Below are 16,692 nucleotides of genomic sequence, written 5' to 3'. Positions count from 1 at the left end.
TCGGGCCACCCGGAGGTGGCCCGACCCGTCGTCCGGGGTGTTACTTGACGACCTCGATCTTCAGCAGGTCGACCCGGTCGAAGAGATCCATCTCCACGTTCTTGACCTTGGTCGAGTGGCCGAAGTTGTTCTGGCCGTAGCGGAGCGGGATCACCGGCATGTCCTGGGCCAGCAGGTCCTCCGCCGCCTGGTACTTCTTGATCGCCTCGTCCTGCGTCGGCGCCTTGGCGCCCTCGGCGAGCAGCTTGTCGAACTGCGGGTTGCTGTAGCCGTAGTAGTTCGACGAGCCGTTGGTGCTGTACAGCGGGCCGAGGTAGTTCTCCATGGACGGGTAGTCCATGACCCAGCCCATCCGGAACAGGCCGACCGGCTGCTTCTGCTTGAGCTTGGTCAGCAGGTCCGCGAACTTCGGCTCGGCGGTGCCCACGCACTCCACGCCCAGGTTGGCCTTGAGCTGGTTGCAGGTGGCGTCGATCCAGTCCTTGTGGCCACCGTCGCCGTTGTAGGACAGCTCGATCTTCTTCGGGCCGCCGGCGGCCTCGTACATGGCCTTCGCCTTGGCCGGGTCGAACGCGCCGGCCGCACCGATGGTGTTCTCCCGGTAGCCCGCGACCACCGGCGAGACGAACGAGCGGGCCGGCTGCTGCGAGCCCTTGAAGATCGACTTCGCGATCTCGTCCCGGTCGATCGCCATCGAGATGGCCTTGCGCACCTCGGGCTTGCTGAACTCCTTCTGGAAGGTCGGGAAGGCCAGCACCTGGAGCGACGACGCGGGGCTCTGCTGGAACCGGTCACCGAGGTCGGTGGGGGCGGTCGACAGGCTCTCGGTCGGGATCGTCTTGATCACGTCCAGGTTGTCCGACAGCACGTCCGCGTACGCGGCGGTCGGCTGCTGGTAGATCCGGAACTCGACGCCGCCCACCTTCGGCTGCTGGCCGGGGAACGCGGCGTACTTCTCCACCTCGACCTTGGCGTCGTGCTGCCAGGTGCCCTTCATCTTGAACGGGCCCTGCCCGATCGGTGCCTGCTCGTACTTCTCGGCCAGTACGCCGGGGGCGGAGAAGGCGGCCTTGGGCAGCGGGTAGAACGCCGTGTAGCCCAGCATCGACTTGAAGTCGATGTACGGCTCGGTCAGCGTGACGGTGAAGGTCAGGTCATCGACCTTCTTCAGACCGGAGAGCGTCTTCGCCTTCGGCTTCTCGCCCTGGAGGTCCGCGTAGCCGGCCACCTTCTCGAAGAAGTAGCTGGAGTTCTGCCCGTTCGGGGCGTACGCGCCGTAGTTCCAGGCGTCGAGGTAGTTGTCGGCGGTGACCTTCTCGCCGTTGTGGAAGGTGTAGCCCGGCTTCAGCTTGATCGTCCAGACCTTGTTGTCCGACGACGTCACCGACTCGGCCGCCACCTCGTGGGGCTTGTTCGCCTGGTCATAGTCGACCAGGGGGCTGAACAGGGCCGACAGCACCTGCGAGCCACTCGTCTCGTTGGTGTTGGTCGGGACCAGGTGCTGCGGCTCGGCGATCTCGATCCGCACGGCCGCGTTGGGGTCGCTCTTGCCGCCCTCGCCGCCCGAGCCGCAGGCCGCGAGGCCCAGGGTCACCGCGAGCGGGAGAGCGGTCCAGGCAGCGAGCCTACGAACACGCATGGGGGGCTCCTCATCTCCTCACGCTACGCAGCCGGGCCCGGCGCTGGGTGACGCTGCGCAACGATCGGCAACGGTAGGTCACCGGCCGCCGGTTCGGCAACGAGAGCGTTGCGAAGCGGTAACGGAGTGGGGGTCCCGCCCTTGTCGGCGTACCGGCCCTCTGCTATAGCGGTCGGCCTTCTTGGCAGCTCAGCGGCGGTTTTCCGACCGCCCGTACGCGCCCCTCGCGTCGTCACGGACGGCATGCGCCCTGCGTCGCCGGCTGTCCGGTCCGCCCTGGTTGATCATCTACTGTCCGGGGCAAGCTGTGTCGCGACCCACACTTGGTCACTCTGCGTGACTAACGCCACGTAACGGATCGTGATCGCGGGCCGTCCGCGTACCGGGCCGCAGGGCGCGTGAGACGATCCAGGCGTGACGGCGACGATCCTGGACGGCAAGGCGACCGCGGCGCAGATCAAGGACGAGCTGCGGGCGCGGGTGAAGGCGCTCGCGGAGCGGGGCATCACCCCGGGCCTCGGCACGGTCCTGGTCGGGGCCGACCCCGGCTCCCAGGCGTACGTGACCGGCAAGCACCGCGACTGCGCCGAGGTGGGCATCGCCTCGATCCGCCGCGAGCTGCCCGCCGACGCCGACCAGGCCCAGCTCGACGCGGTCCTCGCCGAGCTGAACGCGGACCCCGCCTGCCACGGCTACATCGTCCAGCTGCCGCTGCCGGCGCAGCTGGACACCCAGCGGGCGCTGGAGCTGATCGACCCGGCCAAGGACGCCGACGGGCTGCACCCGGTCAACCTGGGCCGGCTGGTGCTCGGCTACGACGGCCCGCTGCCCTGCACCCCGCGCGGCATCGTGGAGCTGCTGCGCCGGCACGACGTGCCGCTGCGCGGCGCGAACGTGGCGGTGGTCGGCCGGGGCAACACCGTCGGCCGGCCGCTCGGCCTACTGCTCACCCGGCGCAGCGAGAACGCCACGGTGACCCTCTGCCACACCGGCACCCTGGACCTCGCCGCGCACACCCGCGCGGCGGACGTCGTCATCGTCGCGGCCGGGGTGCCCGGCCTGCTCACCGCCGACATGGTCACCCCCGGCGCGACCGTGGTCGACGTCGGCATCACCCGGGTGATCGGCGAGGACGGCAAGGGCCGCTACACCGGCGACGTCGACCCGGAGGTCGCCGAGGTGGCCGGCAAGCTGGTCCCGATGCCCGGCGGCGTCGGGCCGATGACCCGGGCCATGCTGCTGACCAACGTGGTGGAGCGCGCCGAGCGCGGCTGACGGCGGGCGAACCGGGCGGCGGTGACGTTCGCCCCATCCCGGCGATGGCCGCCGCCCCTGGCCGGTTCGGTGCCACGATGACTGATACGGTCCGGAAAAACCGACTGGTATCAGGGAGTGGGACGACCATGGGTAAGAAGGTCACTGTCGTCGGGGCCGGCTTCTACGGCTCCACCACCGCACAGCGCCTGGCCGAGTACGACGTCTTCGACACCGTCGTGATCACCGACATCGTGGAGGGCAAGCCGGCGGGTCTCGCGCTCGACCTCAACCAGTCGCGTGCCGTCGAGGGCTTCGAGACCAAGGTCGTGGGTGTCACCACCGGCCCGAACGGCGAGGGCTACGAGGCCATCGAGGGCTCCGACGTCGTGGTGATCACCGCCGGTCTGCCCCGCAAGCCGGGCATGAGCCGGATGGACCTGCTGGAGACCAACGCCAAGATCGTCCGCCAGGTCGCCGAGAACGTCGCCAAGTACGCCCCGAACGCCGTCGTCATCGTCGTCTCCAACCCGCTCGACGAGATGACCGCGCTGGCCCAGCTCGCCACCCAGTTCCCGAAGAACCGGGTGCTCGGCCAGGCCGGCATGCTCGACACCGCCCGGTTCACCAACTTCGTCGCCGAGGCGCTGAACGTACCGGTCAAGTCGGTGAAGACGCTGACCCTCGGCTCGCACGGCGACACCATGGTCCCGGTCCCGTCGCAGAGCACCGTGAACGGCAAGCCGCTGCGCGAGGCCATGCCGGCCGAGCAGATCGAGGAGCTGGTCGTCAAGACCCGCAACGGTGGCGCCGAGGTGGTGGCGCTGCTGAAGACCGGCTCGGCGTACTACGCCCCGTCGGCCGCCGCCGCCCGGATGGCCAAGGCGGTCGCCGAGGACTCCGGCGCGGTCATGCCGGTCTGCGCCTGGGTGGACGGCGAGTACGGCATCTCCGGCGTCTACCTGGGCGTCGAGGCCGAGATCGGCGCCGAGGGCGTGAAGCGGGTCGTCGAGACCGACCTGGACGCCGACGAGCTGGCCAGCCTCAAGGAGGCCGCCGAGGCGGTCCGCGCCAAGCAGGCCGACGTCGCCAACATGTGATCCGATCGCCCGGAGCGCCCCGCGACCGTCCGGTCGCGGGGCGCTTCCGTGTTCCGGGGACGCGCGGGTTCAGTCCCCGGCGCGGGCCGCGTCGATCAGGACGGCCAGCCCGTCGAGGACCCGTTCCAGGCCGAACTCGTACGCGTGGTCCGGGTCGTAGGCGGCCTGGTGCGCCGCGCCGGCGGCGCTGCCCACCCGGACCGCGGTCGGGTACCGCCGCTCGTCCAGCACCTCGGCCAGCAGCGGGCCGTTCGCCGCCCACCACTGCTCCTCGCTCTGCGCGCTGTCCCGCCGGGCGGCCCGTACCTCGGCGGCCGACCGGGCGGCGGCCCGGACGAAGTCGAGCAGGTGGGTCAGGGACGCGTCCCGGGTCACGTCGTCCAGCCCGGTGTCGTCGAAGGCGCGCAGCTCGTACTCGTACTTCGCCATCAGGCCCGGGCCGAGCGGCGGCCGGCCGGTCGCCACCTCCGCCGCCCACGGGTGCGCGGTGTAGAGGTCGCGGTTGTCCCGCGCGACGGCCGACACCCGCCGGCGCCAGGGCTGCCCGGAGCGGTCCGGCCGGGGCATCCCCGCGTAGAGCGCGTCCACCATCAGGTCCAGCAGCTCGGCCTTGCCCGGCACGTAGCTGTAGAGCGTCATCGGTGCCACGCCGAGCGCCTGGCCGACCCGGCGCATGGTCACCGCGTCCAGCCCCTCGGCGTCGGCCAGCCCGATCGCGGCGGTGACCACGTCGTCGAGGGAGCGCCCCGGGCGCGGCCCCCGGCGCGGGGTCGCGTCGGGGCGGCGCCAGAGCAGGTGGAGGGTGCGGGCCGGATCGCCGGCCCCGCTGCGGTACGTGGACACCCGACCATCCTCTCAACCCAAAAAGCCGTACGCCGTACGTTGTACAATGTACGGCGTAAGCGCCCACGCCCCCGCACCGGAGGTTCATGTGCAGATCACCGCATCGGCCATCTCGCTCAACGTCGACGACGTGCCGGCCTCGGCCGCCTTCGCCAAGCAGCACTTCGGCTTCCAGGAGCAGATGTCGGCCGACGGCTTCGTGTCGCTGGCCCGGGAGGGGGCCGGCTTCAGCCTGATCTTCCTGCGCACCGGCCTGGCCACCCTCCAGCCGGAGAGCCTGAAGCACCAGCGGGCCCAGGGGCTGCTGGTCGTCTTCGAGGTCGACGACATCGACGCCGAGTACGCCCGGATCCAGGCCGCCGACGTCCCGGTGACCACCGAGATCCAGACCGAGCCCTGGGGGGAGCGGTTCTTCCAGATCACCGACCCGAACGGGGTGATCTTCCAGTTCGTCCAGTGGGTGCACGCCCCGGCCGAGGTCGGCTGACCCCGGCGGTCACCCCGCCGGCAGGATGGTGAAGGGGACGCCGAGGTGCGGCGTCGCCAGCACCGCCGGGCCCCGGGCGGCCACGGCGCGCAGCAGCTCCGTCCGGGACTCGCGCGCCGTGGCCGGATCCACCTCGTGGGCGTACGCCAGACCCGGGTCGACCAGTTGCACGGCGTGCACCAGCAGGTCGCCGGTGACCAGCAGGCGGTCCTCGCCCGAGTCGACCAGCACCGACTGGTGGCCCGGGGTGTGTCCCGGCGTGCTCAGCACGCGTACCCCCGGGGTGAGGTCGGTGTCGCCGTCGAGCACCCGCAGCCGGCCGGCGGCGCGCAACGGCCCGACCAGCCGGGCCGGCAGCTCCGGGTGGAACAGCGCCAGCGCGTCCAGCTCGGCCCGCTGGAGCAGGTGCTCCGCGTTCGGGAAGAGCGGGCCCGCCCAGCCCACGTGATCGCTGTGCAGGTGGGTGAGGACCACGGTCCGGACGTCTGCCGGGTCGATCCCGGCGGCGGCCAGCTCGGCGGGCAACCGCCCCGGCACGGGCGCCCAGCTCGCGGCGGGCGCGTCGGCCGGGCCGATCCCGGCGTCGACCAGGGTGACCGGCCCGTCCCCGGCGCGCAGCGCGAAGCAGCGGAAGGGCAGCCGCCAGCGTCCGTCCGGGCCGACCGTGTCCGGGTCCCGGCGGTCGGCCTCGGCCCACTGCCCGGCGGTCGCGTCCGGGAACGCCTCCTCGCGGGGCTGGAAGAAGGGCCCCACCCCGTCGACGAGCGCGGTGACCGTGATAGACCCGACCGTGTGATCCAGCGGCATCGGGGAAGGATGGCACGGCGGGCCGTCGCGGGCGACCCCGTTCCGATCCGGTGAGGCCGGCTGGGGAGCCCCGGTCAGTTTGCAGTACGCTCGTACTGCTTGAGCATGTGTCCCCCGAGAGGAGCGCCGGTCGATGGCGAAGATCAAGGTAAACAACCCGGTCGTGGAAATCGACGGCGACGAGATGACCCGGATCATCTGGAAGCAGATCCGTGAGCAGCTGATCCTGCCGTACCTCGACGTCGACCTGCACTACTACGACCTGTCGATCCAGCACCGCGACGAGACCGACGACCAGGTCACCGTCGACGCCGCGAACGCCATCAAGGAGCACGGCGTCGGCGTCAAGTGCGCGACCATCACCCCGGACGAGGCCCGGGTGGAGGAGTTCGGCCTGAAGAAGATGTGGCGGTCGCCGAACGGCACCATCCGCAACATCCTCGGCGGCGTCGTCTTCCGTGAGCCGATCATCATGTCCAACGTGCCCCGGCTGGTCCCCGGCTGGACCAAGCCGATCGTCATCGGCCGGCACGCGCACGGCGACCAGTACAAGGCCACCGACTTCGTGGTCCCCGGCCCGGGCAAGGTGACCATCACCTACACCCCGACCGACGGCGGCGCCCCGATGGAGATGGAGGTCGCCAACTTCCCCGGCGGCGGCATCGCCATGGGCATGTACAACTACGACGAGTCGATCCGGGACTTCGCCCGCGCCTCGTTCCGGTACGGCCTGGACCGCAAGTACCCGGTCTACCTGTCGACCAAGAACACCATCCTCAAGGCGTACGACGGCCGGTTCAAGGACCTGTTCGCCGAGGTCTTCGAGAACGAGTTCAAGGCCGAGTTCGACGCCGCCGGCATCACCTACGAGCACCGGCTGATCGACGACATGGTCGCCGCCGCGCTCAAGTGGGAGGGCGGGTACGTCTGGGCCTGCAAGAACTACGACGGTGACGTGCAGTCCGACACCGTCGCGCAGGGCTTCGGCTCGCTCGGCCTGATGACCTCGGTGCTGCTCTCCCCGGACGGCCGTACCGTCGAGGCCGAGGCCGCCCACGGCACGGTCACCCGGCACTACCGGCAGTACCAGAAGGGCGAGAAGACCTCGACCAACCCGATCGCCTCGATCTACGCCTGGACCCGGGGCCTGGCCCACCGGGGCAAGCTGGACAACACCCCGGCGGTCACCGAGTTCGCGAACACCCTGGAGAAGGTCATCGTCGACACCGTCGAGAGCGGCCAGATGACCAAGGACCTCGCGCTGCTCATCTCGCGGGACGCCCCGTGGCTGACCACCGACGAGTTCATGAACGCGCTCGACGAGAACCTGGCGCGCAAGCTCGCCGCCTGATCCTCGCCCGCGTCACCCGACCGAGCCCGCCGGCCCCGCGCCGGCGGGCTCCGTCGCGTCCGGGGCACGTCACCCGGGACGGGCGCGCCTCGTTGAGCAGGGTGGACGTGGTGCCAGTCCCGTCCACGGAGGGCCGAGCCCGGCCGTCTCGCGGCGTGCCGCGACCCTCCTGACTGCCCCGCGCAGTCAGCCGTCCCTTCCCTGCGGGGGGCCCTGTCCCGGGCCCCCCGCGCCCTGTTGCCCGCTCGACGGACGCACCCGCGGTGGCGGAGCCGCGAGGAAGGGACCCTTCACCCGCACCAGGCGTCGAGAAGGGGCCCTTCCTCTCAGGCGGCGCGGAGCAGCTCCGCGGCGCGCTCGGGGGCGATGTCGTTGATGAAGACGCCCATCGCGGACTCGGAGCCGGCCAGGTACTTCAGCTTGTCCTTCGCCCGCCGGATGGTGAACAGCTGAAGGTGCAGGTGGCCCAGCTCGCGGTCGATGCGTACCGGGGCCTGGTGCCAGGCGGCGATGTACGGCATCGGCACGCCGAACAGCCCGTCGAAGCGGCGCAGCACGTCCAGGTAGAGCGGGCCGAACGCGTCCCGCTCGGCGTCGTCGAGGGCCGGGATGTCCGGCACCGGCCGGTGCGGGGCCACGTGCACCTCGAACGGCCAGCGCGCGGCGGCCGGCACGTACGCGGTCCAGTGCTCGTTGCCGGCCACCACCCGCTCGCCGGCGGCGCGCTCGGCGGCGAGCACGTCGGCGTACAGGTTGCCGCCGGTGCGTTCGGCGTGCCGCCGGGCGGCGGCCAGCAGGCTGCGGGTGCGGGGCGGGACGAACGGGTACGCGTAGATCTGGCCGTGCGGGTGGTGCAGGGTCACCCCGATCTCCACCCCCCGGTTCTCGAACGGGAACACCTGCTCCACCCCGGGCAGCGCGCTCAGCGCGGTGGTCCGGTCGGCGAGGGCGTCCAGCACGGTCCGCACCCGGCGCGGGGGGAGGGCGGCGAACGAGGCGTTGTGGTCGTCGGTGAAGCAGACCACCTCACAGCGCCCCAGCCCGGGTCGGACCGGGGTGAACGGGGTGATCTCGGCCGGCTCGTCGGCCACCCGCTGGCTCAGCGAGGGGAACCGGTTCTCGAAGACGGCCACGTCGTAGTCGGGGGCCGGGATCTCACTGAGCCGGTCACCCCGGGACGGGCAGAGCGGACACTCGTCGGCCGGGGGCAGGAAGGTGCGGGTCTGCCGGTGCACCGCCACCGCCACCCACTCGTCGGTGAGCGGGTCGTAGCGGAGCTGGGAGGCGTGCGGCGGCGGGGGCAGCTCGCGCCGGTCCGGCTGGTCGCGGACCGCGTCGTCCCGCTCGTCGAAGTAGATCAGCTCTCGGCCGTCGGCCAGCTCGATCCGCGTACGCCTCACTGCGCCCCCTCGGTGCCCGGCACCATCACCAGCTCGCCCACCCTCTCCTCGAGTACCCGTCGTGCCCCGGGTGCCAACCGGTCGTCGGTGATCAGCACGTCCGCCGCGTCGAGGCCGACGATGGAGGAGATGCCGACCGTGCCCCACTTGGTGTGGTCGGCCAGGACCACCAGCCGGTCGGCGGCGGCCACCAGGGCGCGGTCGGTGTCGGCCTCCATCAGGTTCGGCGTGGTGAACCCGGCCCGCTCGCTGATCCCGTGCACGCCGAGGAAGAGCAGGTCCAGGTGCAGCGCCCCGAGCGCGGCCACGGCCAGCGGACCGACCAGGGCGTCGGACGGGGTACGCACCCCGCCGGTCAGCACCACCGTCTGATCCGGCCGCCCGCCGACGTGCAGGATCTCGGCCACCGGCAGCGAGTTCGTGACCACGGTCAGGCCCGGCACGTCGACCAGGCGGCGGGCCAGTTCGGCGGTGGTCGTGCCGGCGGAGAGCGCGACGGCCGCGCCGGGGCGGACCAGTTGCGCGGCCCGGGTGGCGATCGCCGCCTTCTCGGCCGCCTGGATCACCGACTTGGCGCGGAAGCCGGGCTCGTCGGTGGAACCGGCGTCGGCGAGGGTCGCCCCGCCGTGCACCTTGGCCAGCAGGCCCTGCTCGTGCAACGTCTCCAGGTCGCGACGGATGGTCATGTCGGAGACGCCGAACTCGGCGGCCAGCTCGGTGACCCGGACGCCACCGGCACTGCGCACCCGGTCGAGGATGGCCGCCTGCCGTTGTCGCGCGAGCACCCGCCGTCACCTCCCCGCCATCGACCACGAGGCACGCGGTCGAACGTGTTCCAACAAAGACGAACACTACCGCGCAGAGTCGATCGGCGGAAGGAGAGGGGAAGCCGCCACCGACGCAGCGAGTGGCCGCCCCCGACGGGACGGCCACTCGCGGCGAGGCGGGATCAGGCGGACTGGAGGCGGGTCTCCACCCAGCCGGTCTCGGTCAGGTGCTCCAGCACCCGCTGGACCGCCTCCTCGACGGTCAGGTCCGTGGTGTCCACCACCAGGTCGGCGTCCGTCGGCTCCTCGTACGGGTCGTCGATGCCGGTCATGCCGGTGAGCAGGCCGGCGCGGGCGCGCGCGTACAGCCCCTTGCGGTCGCGCTCCTCGCAGACCGCGAGCGGGGTGGCGACGTGCACCAGCAGGAAGCCGGCCCCCGCCGCGTGGGCCATCTCGCGGGCGGCGGCCCGGGCCGCCGCGTACGGGGCGATGGGGCAGCAGATCCCCACCCCCCGGTGCCGGGCGATCTCGGCGGCCACCCAGCCGATCCGCCGCACGTTGGCGTCCCGGTCGGCCTTGCTGAAGCCCAGCCCGGCGGAGAGCTCCCGGCGCACCACGTCCCCGTCGAGCAGGGTGATGGTGCGCTCGCCGCCCTCGCGCAGCAGGTCGGCCAGGCCCCGGGCGATGGTCGACTTGCCGGAGCCGGAGAGGCCGGTCAGGAAGACCACCAGGCCCCGGTGCCGGCGCGCCGGCCGGGCCCGGGCCAGCTCCTTGGCCACCGCCGGCGGGGTGTGCCACTCGGGCAGCGGGAAGCCCCGGTCCAGCAGGTCCTCGATCTCGTCCTGGCGCAGCGCCAACCGCCGGTTGCGCGGCGGGATGTCCTCCCGCCAGCGCCACTGCCCGTCCCGGTTGTCGTACGCCAGCTCGCGGGGCACCAACACCCGCAGCCCGGCCCCGGAGAGCATGCCCTCGGTGGAGAGCAGGTGGGTCACCCCGTAGGCGGCGGCGACCCGGGCGCGCAGCAGGGCGTCGCTGATCTCGTCGCGGCGGCGGACCAGCGGCACCGCGACCAGGGTGGCCGGGGGCATCCGGTCCCGGGCCGCGAAGACGCTGCGGACCAGCGCCTCGGCCGGCAGCCCGCCGATCGACTCCTCCCCGGTCGGGACCAGCACCAGCAGGTGGGCGCCGAGGGTGCGGGCGGCGTGCGCGATCTGGGCCAGCTGGGGCCGGTGCAGCGGCCGGTCGGCGAAGACGCCGAGGACCCGCCCCGGGGGCAGCAGCGCCCGGACCTCCTCCGGGCTGCGCCGCAGCCGCTGGAACGGCCCGTGACCGCCGTCGCCGAGCCGGCGGACCGGACCACCCACGCCGGCGACCCCCTCGCGGACCGGCCAGACGTCGGTCACCTCCAGCGCGGCCACCGGGGCGCCCTCGCCGTCGGTGAGCACCAGCGCCCGGCGCCGTGGGTCGTCCGGCTGCATCCCCTCGACCAGCGCCGCGGGCACCTGGAGAGTCACCGGCACCGGCCAGGACGTGCCGTCCGCGAGCCGGCCCCGGCGGCCCACCGAGGCCAGGTCGGCCCGGCTCATGAAGCCGGCCAGCGGGGCGTACGCCCCGGTCAGCAGCAACTCCAGGTCGGCCAGCTCAGCGGCGCGTGGCGCGTACGTCGGCGCGTCCCGCAGCACGTCCTCGGGAAGCACCCAGCCGTTGCTCATCGAACCCCCACTCACTGACCGGCCCACAGTTTCTCAGCCGACCGGCGATCGGTCGAGAGCGCCACTCGCTCTCCGGGCGAGCGGTCCGGGTATCGGGGATCTCTACCGGGGGCGCAGCCGGCCGGCCAGCCGCCGGAGCCGGGAAAAGAAGGACCGCTCGTTCTCCACCCGTGGCGGCGCCCCGTCGGCGGCGCAGTGCACGAGCAGGGCCAACCCGGTGTCCCTGGTCCAGCCCGCGCCGCTCACCCTCGCCTTCACCTGCCAGGTGCCCCGGGTCCGGCCGCCGGCCAGCGCCCCGAAGTCGGCGGTGGTGGTCACGACGTGCTCCACCCGCAGCACGTCCCCCTCCGGCACCCGCTCGGTGTGCACCGTGACCGGCAGGAAGATCTCCTCCCGGGTCTGCGCGTGCCGGGCCACCAGGTCCACCTTCGTCGCGCCGGACGCGACCGGGACGCCGGGCGGCGGGTCGACCCCGTCCACCGGCAGCACGGGCAGTTCCCGCCCGTCGGCGCCGAAACGCAGCGGCCCGTCCCCGGCGGCCAGGTACGCGGCGACGGTGAGCGTCACGGTGTGTCCGGAGACCTCCCACCCCCGGACGTCGGCCTGCGCCCGGACGCCGGTCTCCCACTCGGCCAGCCGGCGCAGGTCCGCGAGCCGGCCCTGCTCGGCCAGGTACGCCAGGGCCCGGTGCAGCGGCGGGAGCCCGGCGGCGACCCCCGGGGCGAACCGCTCCCGGAGGATGTCCCGGATCTCGGCGACGACCCGGGCGATCCAGTCCTCCGGCGCGTCGATCAGTCGCTGCCCGCGCAGCCGCTCCACCATCTCGTTGCGCAGCCAGCGCCGGTGCAGCCGGTCCCGCAGCGGCCCCGGCGGCACGTGCGCGTCGACGATGTCGATCGCCTCGCGCAGCGCGGCGTAGTACTCCGCCGGGTCCATCCGGGTGGCCGTCACGTTGCCCTCGTCGACCCGCCGCTGGTGGTGGTAGCAGGTGTAGTCGGCGAGCACGCAGGTCCGCCCGGAGAGCAGGTACGCCCGGACGACGAAGCGGTGGTCCTCCAACCGCCGGTACGGCCCCTCGGAGAACCGCAGCTCGTGCTTGTCGAGGAAGTCCCGCCGGAAGAGCTTGTGGCAGGTGAGGCTGTCGATCAGCGGCGCGTTCGCCAGGGTGGCGTCGAACCGGTTCCGGCGGAACAGCTCCCGGGGCACGCTGCGCCGGTGCCCGGCCATCTTGCCGACCACGATGTCGGCGTCGTGCGTCGACGCGCAGGCGTACAACCGTTCCAGCGCCTCCTCGGCGAACCAGTCGTCGTCGTCGGCGAAGAAGACGTACTCGCCGCGGGCGTGCTCCACGCCCACGTTGCGCGGCCGCGACGGCCAGCCCGAGTTCTCCAGGCGGACCAGGTGGAAGTGCTCGTGCACGGCGGCCAGCGCGGCCAGCCGGCGCGGGGTGTCGTCGGTCGAACCGTCGTCGACGAAGACCACCTCGAACTCGCCGGGGGGCAGCGACTGCCGCTCCAGCGACGAGACGAGCGGGTCCAGGTGCGGGCCGCAGTTGTGGGTGGGTACCACGACGCTCACCTTGGGACGGTTCACGTCCGTGTCCATACGTCTCCCGATCTGTCCGGTCCGGTCACCGCCCCCGTCGGCGACACCCGGCTCCCCATGCTGGACGCTCCGATGACGGGTTTGGTTGCAGCCGGGTTACCAACGGTTCATCTCCCGGCCGCCCCCTAGGGTCGCGCACGGCCGGGGATCAGGGGATCGCCGGGGTCGCAACCGGTCCCCGGAGCTGGGCCGACTGCCTACCCTGGTGGTCGTGACACTGCTCGCGACCGAGTCGCTGACCAAGACGTACGGAGGACGGGTCACCGCGTTGACCGACCTCACGGTGTCGGTCGAACCGGGGATCATCGGGTTGGTCGGCGCGAACGGCGCCGGCAAGTCCACCCTCATCAAGATCCTGCTGGGCCTGCTGGCCCCGACCAGCGGTCGGGTCTCCGTGCTCGGCCTCGACCCCACCACCGATCCGGCCGCCGTCCGGGCCCGGGTCGGTTACATGCCCGAACACGACGCCCTGCCGCCCGACCTCTCCGCCGCCGAGCTGGTCACCCACCTGGGCCGGATCAGCGGCCTGCCGCGCACGGTGGCCCGGGAACGCGCCTCGGAGGCGCTGCGCCACGTCGGCCTGCACGAGGAGCGGCACCGCGCCGTCGGCGGCTACTCGACCGGCATGAAGCAGCGGGTCAAGCTCGCCCAGGCGCTGGTGCACGACCCCGACCTGCTGCTGCTGGACGAGCCGACCAACGGCCTCGACCCGGCCGGGCGGGACGCCATGCTGGCGCTGATCCACCGGATCGGCACCGAGTTCGGCATCTCGGTGCTGGTCTGCTCGCACCTGCTCGGCGAGGTGGAGCGGATCTGCGACACCCTGGTCGCCATCGACGGCGGCCGGCTGCTGCGCGCCGACCGGGTCGCCGCGATGACGTCGGCCACCGACGTGCTCGCGGTGGAGGTCAGCGAGGGTACCGACGACCTCGCCGCCCGGCTGGGCGGGCTCGGCCTGCCGGTGTCCCGGGAGGGGCGGCTGCTGCTCGTCCCGCTGGCCGACGACGACACGTACGACCTGATCCTCGGCGCGGTCGCCGAGCTGGACCTGCCGCTGCACCGGCTGGACCAGCGCCGGCACCGGGTGGCCGAACTCTTCGCCACGAGGGAGCCCAGCCATGCCTGAGCCGACCGGCGTCATCCACGACATCGGCTACCAGCGCTACACCGGCCCCCGGCTGGGCCGCCGGCAGGTGTTCGGCGCGCTCTACGGACACGGGCTGCGGACCGCGTTCGGGCTGGGCCGCTCCGCCAAGGCGAAGATCTTCCCCTGGCTGGTGATGGGCATCGTGCTGGTGGTGGCCGCCGGGCTGACCGCGGTGCGCACCCAGACCGGCCAGGTCGTCATGACGTACGCCCAGTTCGCCGACGCGATGAGCTGGCTGGTCATCTTCTTCGTCGCGGTGGTCGGGCCGGAGCTGGTCTCCCGCGACCTGCACAGCGGCGTGCTGCCGCTCTACTTCTCCCGGCCGCTGCCCCGCTCCGACTACGCCCTGGCCAAGCTGGGCGCGCTGGTCACCGCGCTCTGGCTGCTGCTCGGCGCGCCGCAGCTGGTGATGTTCCTCGGCGCCGCGTTCACCACCAAGGACGGGCTGCACGGGGTCTGGACCGAGCTGGGCGACCTGCTCCCCGGCCTGCTCTACGCGGCCCTGTGGGCGGTGGTCTTCGCCTCCGTCGCGCTGCTGATCGCCTCGTTCACCGGCAAGCGGGCGTTCGCGGCCGGCGGCATCGTGGCCGTGTTCCTGATGACCGCGCCGATCGTCGGCATCCTGTCGATCATGCCGTCCCGGACGGTGAACGAGCTGGCCATGCTCGGCTCGCCCACCGCCCTGGTCCACGCCGTCGGTCAGTACACCCTCGGCGACCTGCTGGTCCCCGGCGGGCAGGGGACCGACTACCAATTCGGCGGCTTCGGGCCGGTCTACGTGGCCGCCGCCGTGCTGCTGGTGGCCGGCTGCGTCACCCTCCTGCTGCTGCGATACCGGAAGGTGGCCGCCCGATGACCACGATCAGCACCGCGGCGGCACCCGCCCCGACCACCCCCGCCGCGTCCCTCGACCTCGACGGCGTCTCCCGCTGGTACGGCAACGTGGTCGCGGTCAACGACGTCACCATGCGGCTCGGGCCCGGGGTGACCGGCCTGCTCGGCCCGAACGGCGCCGGCAAGACCACCCTGCTGCACATGATGGCCGGCTTCCTCGCCCCGTCCCGGGGGGTGGTGACCCTCGACGGGGAACCCACCTGGCGCAACCCGGCCGTCTACCGGCGGCTCGGCCTGGTCAGCGAGCGGGAGGCGGTGCACACCTTCCTCACCGCGTACGAGTTCGTGCTGGCCAGCGCGAAGCTGCACCGGCTGCCCGACCCGGCCGCGGCGGCCCGGCGGGCCATCGAACTGGTCGAGCTGGCGGACGCGCAGGACCGGCGGATCGGCACGTACTCCAAGGGCATGCGGCAGCGCACCCGGGTGGCCGCCGCGCTGGTGCACGACCCGCAGGTGCTGCTGCTCGACGAGCCGTTCAACGGGATGGACCCGCGGCAGCGGCTGCACATGATGGCCCTGCTGCACTCGCTCGGCGACGCCGGCCGGACCATCCTGTTCAGCTCGCACATCCTGGAGGAGGTCGAGCAGGTCTCCGGGACCGTGCAGGTGATGGTCGCCGGCCGGCTGGCCGCCTCCGGCGACTACCGCACCATCCGCCGGCTGATGACCAACCGGCCGCACGTCTTCGCGGTCCGCTCCACCGACGACCGCGCCCTGGCCGTCGCGCTGATCGCCGAGGAGTCGGTGACCGGGGTCGAGCTGGGCGGGGACGGGCTGACCGTGCGGGCCGGCGACTACGGCGCGTTCACCCGTGCGCTGCCGAGGATCGCGCTGGCCCGGGGCATCCGGGTCCGGTCGCTGACGCCCGAGGACGAATCGTTGGAGAGCGTCTTCTCCTACCTGGTGGGGAGCTGAACCATGTCGACGGTCACCTGGATCACCGCCCGCGGCCTCTTCGGCCGCCGCCGGTTCCTGCTGCTGCTCCCGCTGCCGGTGCTGCTGGTGGCGCTCGCCATCCTGTCCCGTTCGCTCGGCGTCGACCCGGGCCAGTGGGGGCCGCCGGTGCTGGTCGGGCTCGGGCTCGCCGTGGTGCTGCCGGTCGTCGCGCTGATCGTCGGCACCGGCGTGCTCGGGGCCGAGATCGACGACGGCACGGTGGTGCACATCCTGACCAAGCCGCTGCCGCGCTGGCAGATCGTGCTGCCGAAGCTCGCGGTGGCCGCCGGGGTCAGCGCGGCCACCGTCGCCGTCCCGCTCTACGTCGCGGGCGTGCTCGCCCATTCGGTACGCCTCGGACTGGCGCTCGCCGCCGCGTCCGCGCTCGGCGCGCTGGCGTACTCGGCGCTGTTCCTGGCGCTCAGCCTGGTCACCCGCCGGCCGGTCCTGCTCGGCCTGGTCTACGTGCTGATCTGGGAGGGGCTGCTGGGTCGCTTCGTCAGCGGCACCCGGGTGCTGTCGATCCAGCAGTGGGTGATCGCGCTGGCCGACCGGATGGCCCCCACCGACCTGCTCGGCACCACCGTCTCGGTGCCGGTGGCCGGGGTGCTCACCGCCCTGGTCGTGGTCGGCTTCACCGTGCTGGCGATCGACCGCCTCCGCTCCTTCTCGGTGGCCGGCGAGACGAGCTGACAGGAAGGGCCCCTGGTGCTGCGCCCGGCGTCGACCAGGGGCCCTTCCTTGCGCCGC

Annotated in this window: 15 protein-coding genes; 8 read left to right on the top strand and 7 right to left on the bottom strand. The window is 72.7% G+C overall.

Annotated features, from left to right (window positions below):
• Window positions 1-40: 40 nt before the first annotated feature.
• Window positions 41-1,639 (bottom strand): peptide ABC transporter substrate-binding protein, encoded by a 1,599-nt coding sequence (locus tag GA0070611_RS18365; protein ID WP_091665923.1) that lies wholly within the window; start codon window positions 1,637-1,639, stop codon window positions 41-43.
• 414 nt (window positions 1,640-2,053) lie between these two features.
• On the opposite strand from GA0070611_RS18365, the gene GA0070611_RS18360 reads away from it, so the two are divergent.
• Both GA0070611_RS18360 and mdh read left to right on the top strand, forming a co-directional pair.
• Entirely contained in the window at window positions 2,054-2,914 is an 861-nt protein-coding gene (locus GA0070611_RS18360) for a bifunctional methylenetetrahydrofolate dehydrogenase/methenyltetrahydrofolate cyclohydrolase (protein WP_091665920.1), read from the top strand.
• A 128-nt stretch (window positions 2,915-3,042) separates the two neighbouring features.
• On the top strand, window positions 3,043-3,993 hold the full coding sequence (gene mdh / locus GA0070611_RS18355; RefSeq protein WP_091665918.1) for a malate dehydrogenase: 951 nt from the start codon (window positions 3,043-3,045) through the stop codon (window positions 3,991-3,993).
• A gap of 69 nt (window positions 3,994-4,062) precedes the next feature.
• Here the strand turns inward: mdh and GA0070611_RS18350 are convergent, their stop codons facing one another.
• On the bottom strand, window positions 4,063-4,836 hold the full coding sequence (locus GA0070611_RS18350) for a TetR/AcrR family transcriptional regulator (RefSeq protein WP_091665915.1): 774 nt from the start codon (window positions 4,834-4,836) through the stop codon (window positions 4,063-4,065).
• Window positions 4,837-4,924: 88 nt separating this feature from the next.
• Here GA0070611_RS18350 and GA0070611_RS18345 point away from each other — a divergent pair, with 88 nt between their 5' ends.
• The gene (locus tag GA0070611_RS18345) at window positions 4,925-5,323 is read left to right on the top strand and encodes a VOC family protein (protein WP_091665912.1); all 399 of its coding nucleotides are present in this window, start codon (window positions 4,925-4,927) and stop codon (window positions 5,321-5,323) included.
• 9 nt (window positions 5,324-5,332) lie between these two features.
• On the opposite strand, the gene GA0070611_RS18340 is transcribed toward GA0070611_RS18345, so the two are convergent.
• A complete protein-coding gene (locus GA0070611_RS18340; RefSeq protein WP_091665910.1) occupies window positions 5,333-6,130 on the bottom strand; it encodes an MBL fold metallo-hydrolase in 798 nt (265 codons plus the stop codon).
• Window positions 6,131-6,263: 133 nt separating this feature from the next.
• Here GA0070611_RS18340 and GA0070611_RS18335 point away from each other — a divergent pair, with 133 nt between their 5' ends.
• Complete coding sequence (locus GA0070611_RS18335; RefSeq protein WP_091665908.1) at window positions 6,264-7,481, top strand: NADP-dependent isocitrate dehydrogenase; 1,218 nt, start codon at window positions 6,264-6,266, stop codon at window positions 7,479-7,481.
• Window positions 7,482-7,807: 326 nt separating this feature from the next.
• Here the strand turns inward: GA0070611_RS18335 and galT are convergent, their stop codons facing one another.
• From galT to GA0070611_RS18315, 4 genes are all read right to left on the bottom strand, one after another.
• A complete protein-coding gene (gene galT / locus GA0070611_RS18330) occupies window positions 7,808-8,881 on the bottom strand; it encodes a galactose-1-phosphate uridylyltransferase (RefSeq protein WP_091665906.1) in 1,074 nt (357 codons plus the stop codon).
• Window positions 8,878-9,666 (bottom strand): DeoR/GlpR family DNA-binding transcription regulator, encoded by a 789-nt coding sequence (locus tag GA0070611_RS18325; RefSeq protein ID WP_091665903.1) that lies wholly within the window; start codon window positions 9,664-9,666, stop codon window positions 8,878-8,880. Before GA0070611_RS18325 ends, galT begins: the two co-directional genes overlap by 4 nt.
• A gap of 164 nt (window positions 9,667-9,830) precedes the next feature.
• On the bottom strand, window positions 9,831-11,360 hold the full coding sequence (gene cysC, locus GA0070611_RS18320) for an adenylyl-sulfate kinase (RefSeq protein ID WP_091665901.1): 1,530 nt from the start codon (window positions 11,358-11,360) through the stop codon (window positions 9,831-9,833).
• Window positions 11,361-11,462: 102 nt separating this feature from the next.
• The gene (locus tag GA0070611_RS18315) at window positions 11,463-12,938 is read right to left on the bottom strand and encodes a glycosyltransferase family 2 protein (protein WP_231921159.1); all 1,476 of its coding nucleotides are present in this window, start codon (window positions 12,936-12,938) and stop codon (window positions 11,463-11,465) included.
• 238 nt (window positions 12,939-13,176) lie between these two features.
• Between GA0070611_RS18315 and GA0070611_RS18310 the strand changes: the two genes are divergently transcribed.
• Genes GA0070611_RS18310 through GA0070611_RS18295 form a run of 4 tightly spaced genes read left to right on the top strand, consistent with a single transcriptional unit; the run spans window position 13,177 to window position 16,635 of the window.
• Window positions 13,177-14,091, top strand: coding sequence for an ABC transporter ATP-binding protein (locus tag GA0070611_RS18310; RefSeq protein WP_091673113.1), 915 nt, complete (start codon window positions 13,177-13,179; stop codon window positions 14,089-14,091).
• Entirely contained in the window at window positions 14,084-14,968 is an 885-nt protein-coding gene (locus tag GA0070611_RS18305) for an ABC transporter permease (protein WP_091665896.1), read from the top strand. Before GA0070611_RS18310 ends, GA0070611_RS18305 begins: the two co-directional genes overlap by 8 nt.
• Window positions 14,965-15,921 carry an ABC transporter ATP-binding protein gene (locus GA0070611_RS18300; protein ID WP_091665893.1) on the top strand — a complete coding sequence of 319 codons (957 nt, stop codon included), beginning with the start codon at window positions 14,965-14,967 and terminating at the stop codon, window positions 15,919-15,921. The genes GA0070611_RS18305 and GA0070611_RS18300 overlap by 4 nt, the downstream gene beginning before the upstream one ends.
• 3 nt (window positions 15,922-15,924) lie before the next feature.
• Window positions 15,925-16,635, top strand: a complete 711-nt coding sequence (locus tag GA0070611_RS18295) for an ABC transporter permease (protein ID WP_091665891.1) — start codon at window positions 15,925-15,927, stop codon at window positions 16,633-16,635.
• Window positions 16,636-16,692 lie beyond the last annotated feature (57 nt).

The sequence above is a fragment of the Micromonospora auratinigra genome (assembly GCF_900089595.1).
In the GTDB taxonomy this organism is placed as follows: Bacteria; Actinomycetota; Actinomycetes; order Mycobacteriales; family Micromonosporaceae; genus Micromonospora; species Micromonospora auratinigra.
Note: the sequence above shows the minus strand (reverse complement) of the source record. Positions and strands in the feature narration are given on the sequence as shown.

Bases quoted from the DNA above. Each gene is read 5' to 3' on its own strand.
- GA0070611_RS18365 (WP_091665923.1), bottom strand. From the start codon at position 1,639: ATGCGTGTTCGTAGGCTCGCTGCCTGGACCGCTCTCCCGCTCGCGGTG.
- mdh (WP_091665918.1), top strand. From the start codon at position 3,043: ATGGGTAAGAAGGTCACTGTCGTCGGGGCCGGCTTCTACGGCTCCACC.
- GA0070611_RS18340 (WP_091665910.1), bottom strand. From the start codon at position 6,130: ATGCCGCTGGATCACACGGTCGGGTCTATCACGGTCACCGCGCTCGTC.
- GA0070611_RS18335 (WP_091665908.1), top strand. From the start codon at position 6,264: ATGGCGAAGATCAAGGTAAACAACCCGGTCGTGGAAATCGACGGCGAC.
- cysC (WP_091665901.1), bottom strand. From the start codon at position 11,360: ATGAGCAACGGCTGGGTGCTTCCCGAGGACGTGCTGCGGGACGCGCCG.
- GA0070611_RS18305 (WP_091665896.1), top strand. From the start codon at position 14,084: ATGCCTGAGCCGACCGGCGTCATCCACGACATCGGCTACCAGCGCTAC.
- GA0070611_RS18300 (WP_091665893.1), top strand. From the start codon at position 14,965: ATGACCACGATCAGCACCGCGGCGGCACCCGCCCCGACCACCCCCGCC.
- GA0070611_RS18295 (WP_091665891.1), top strand. From the start codon at position 15,925: ATGTCGACGGTCACCTGGATCACCGCCCGCGGCCTCTTCGGCCGCCGC.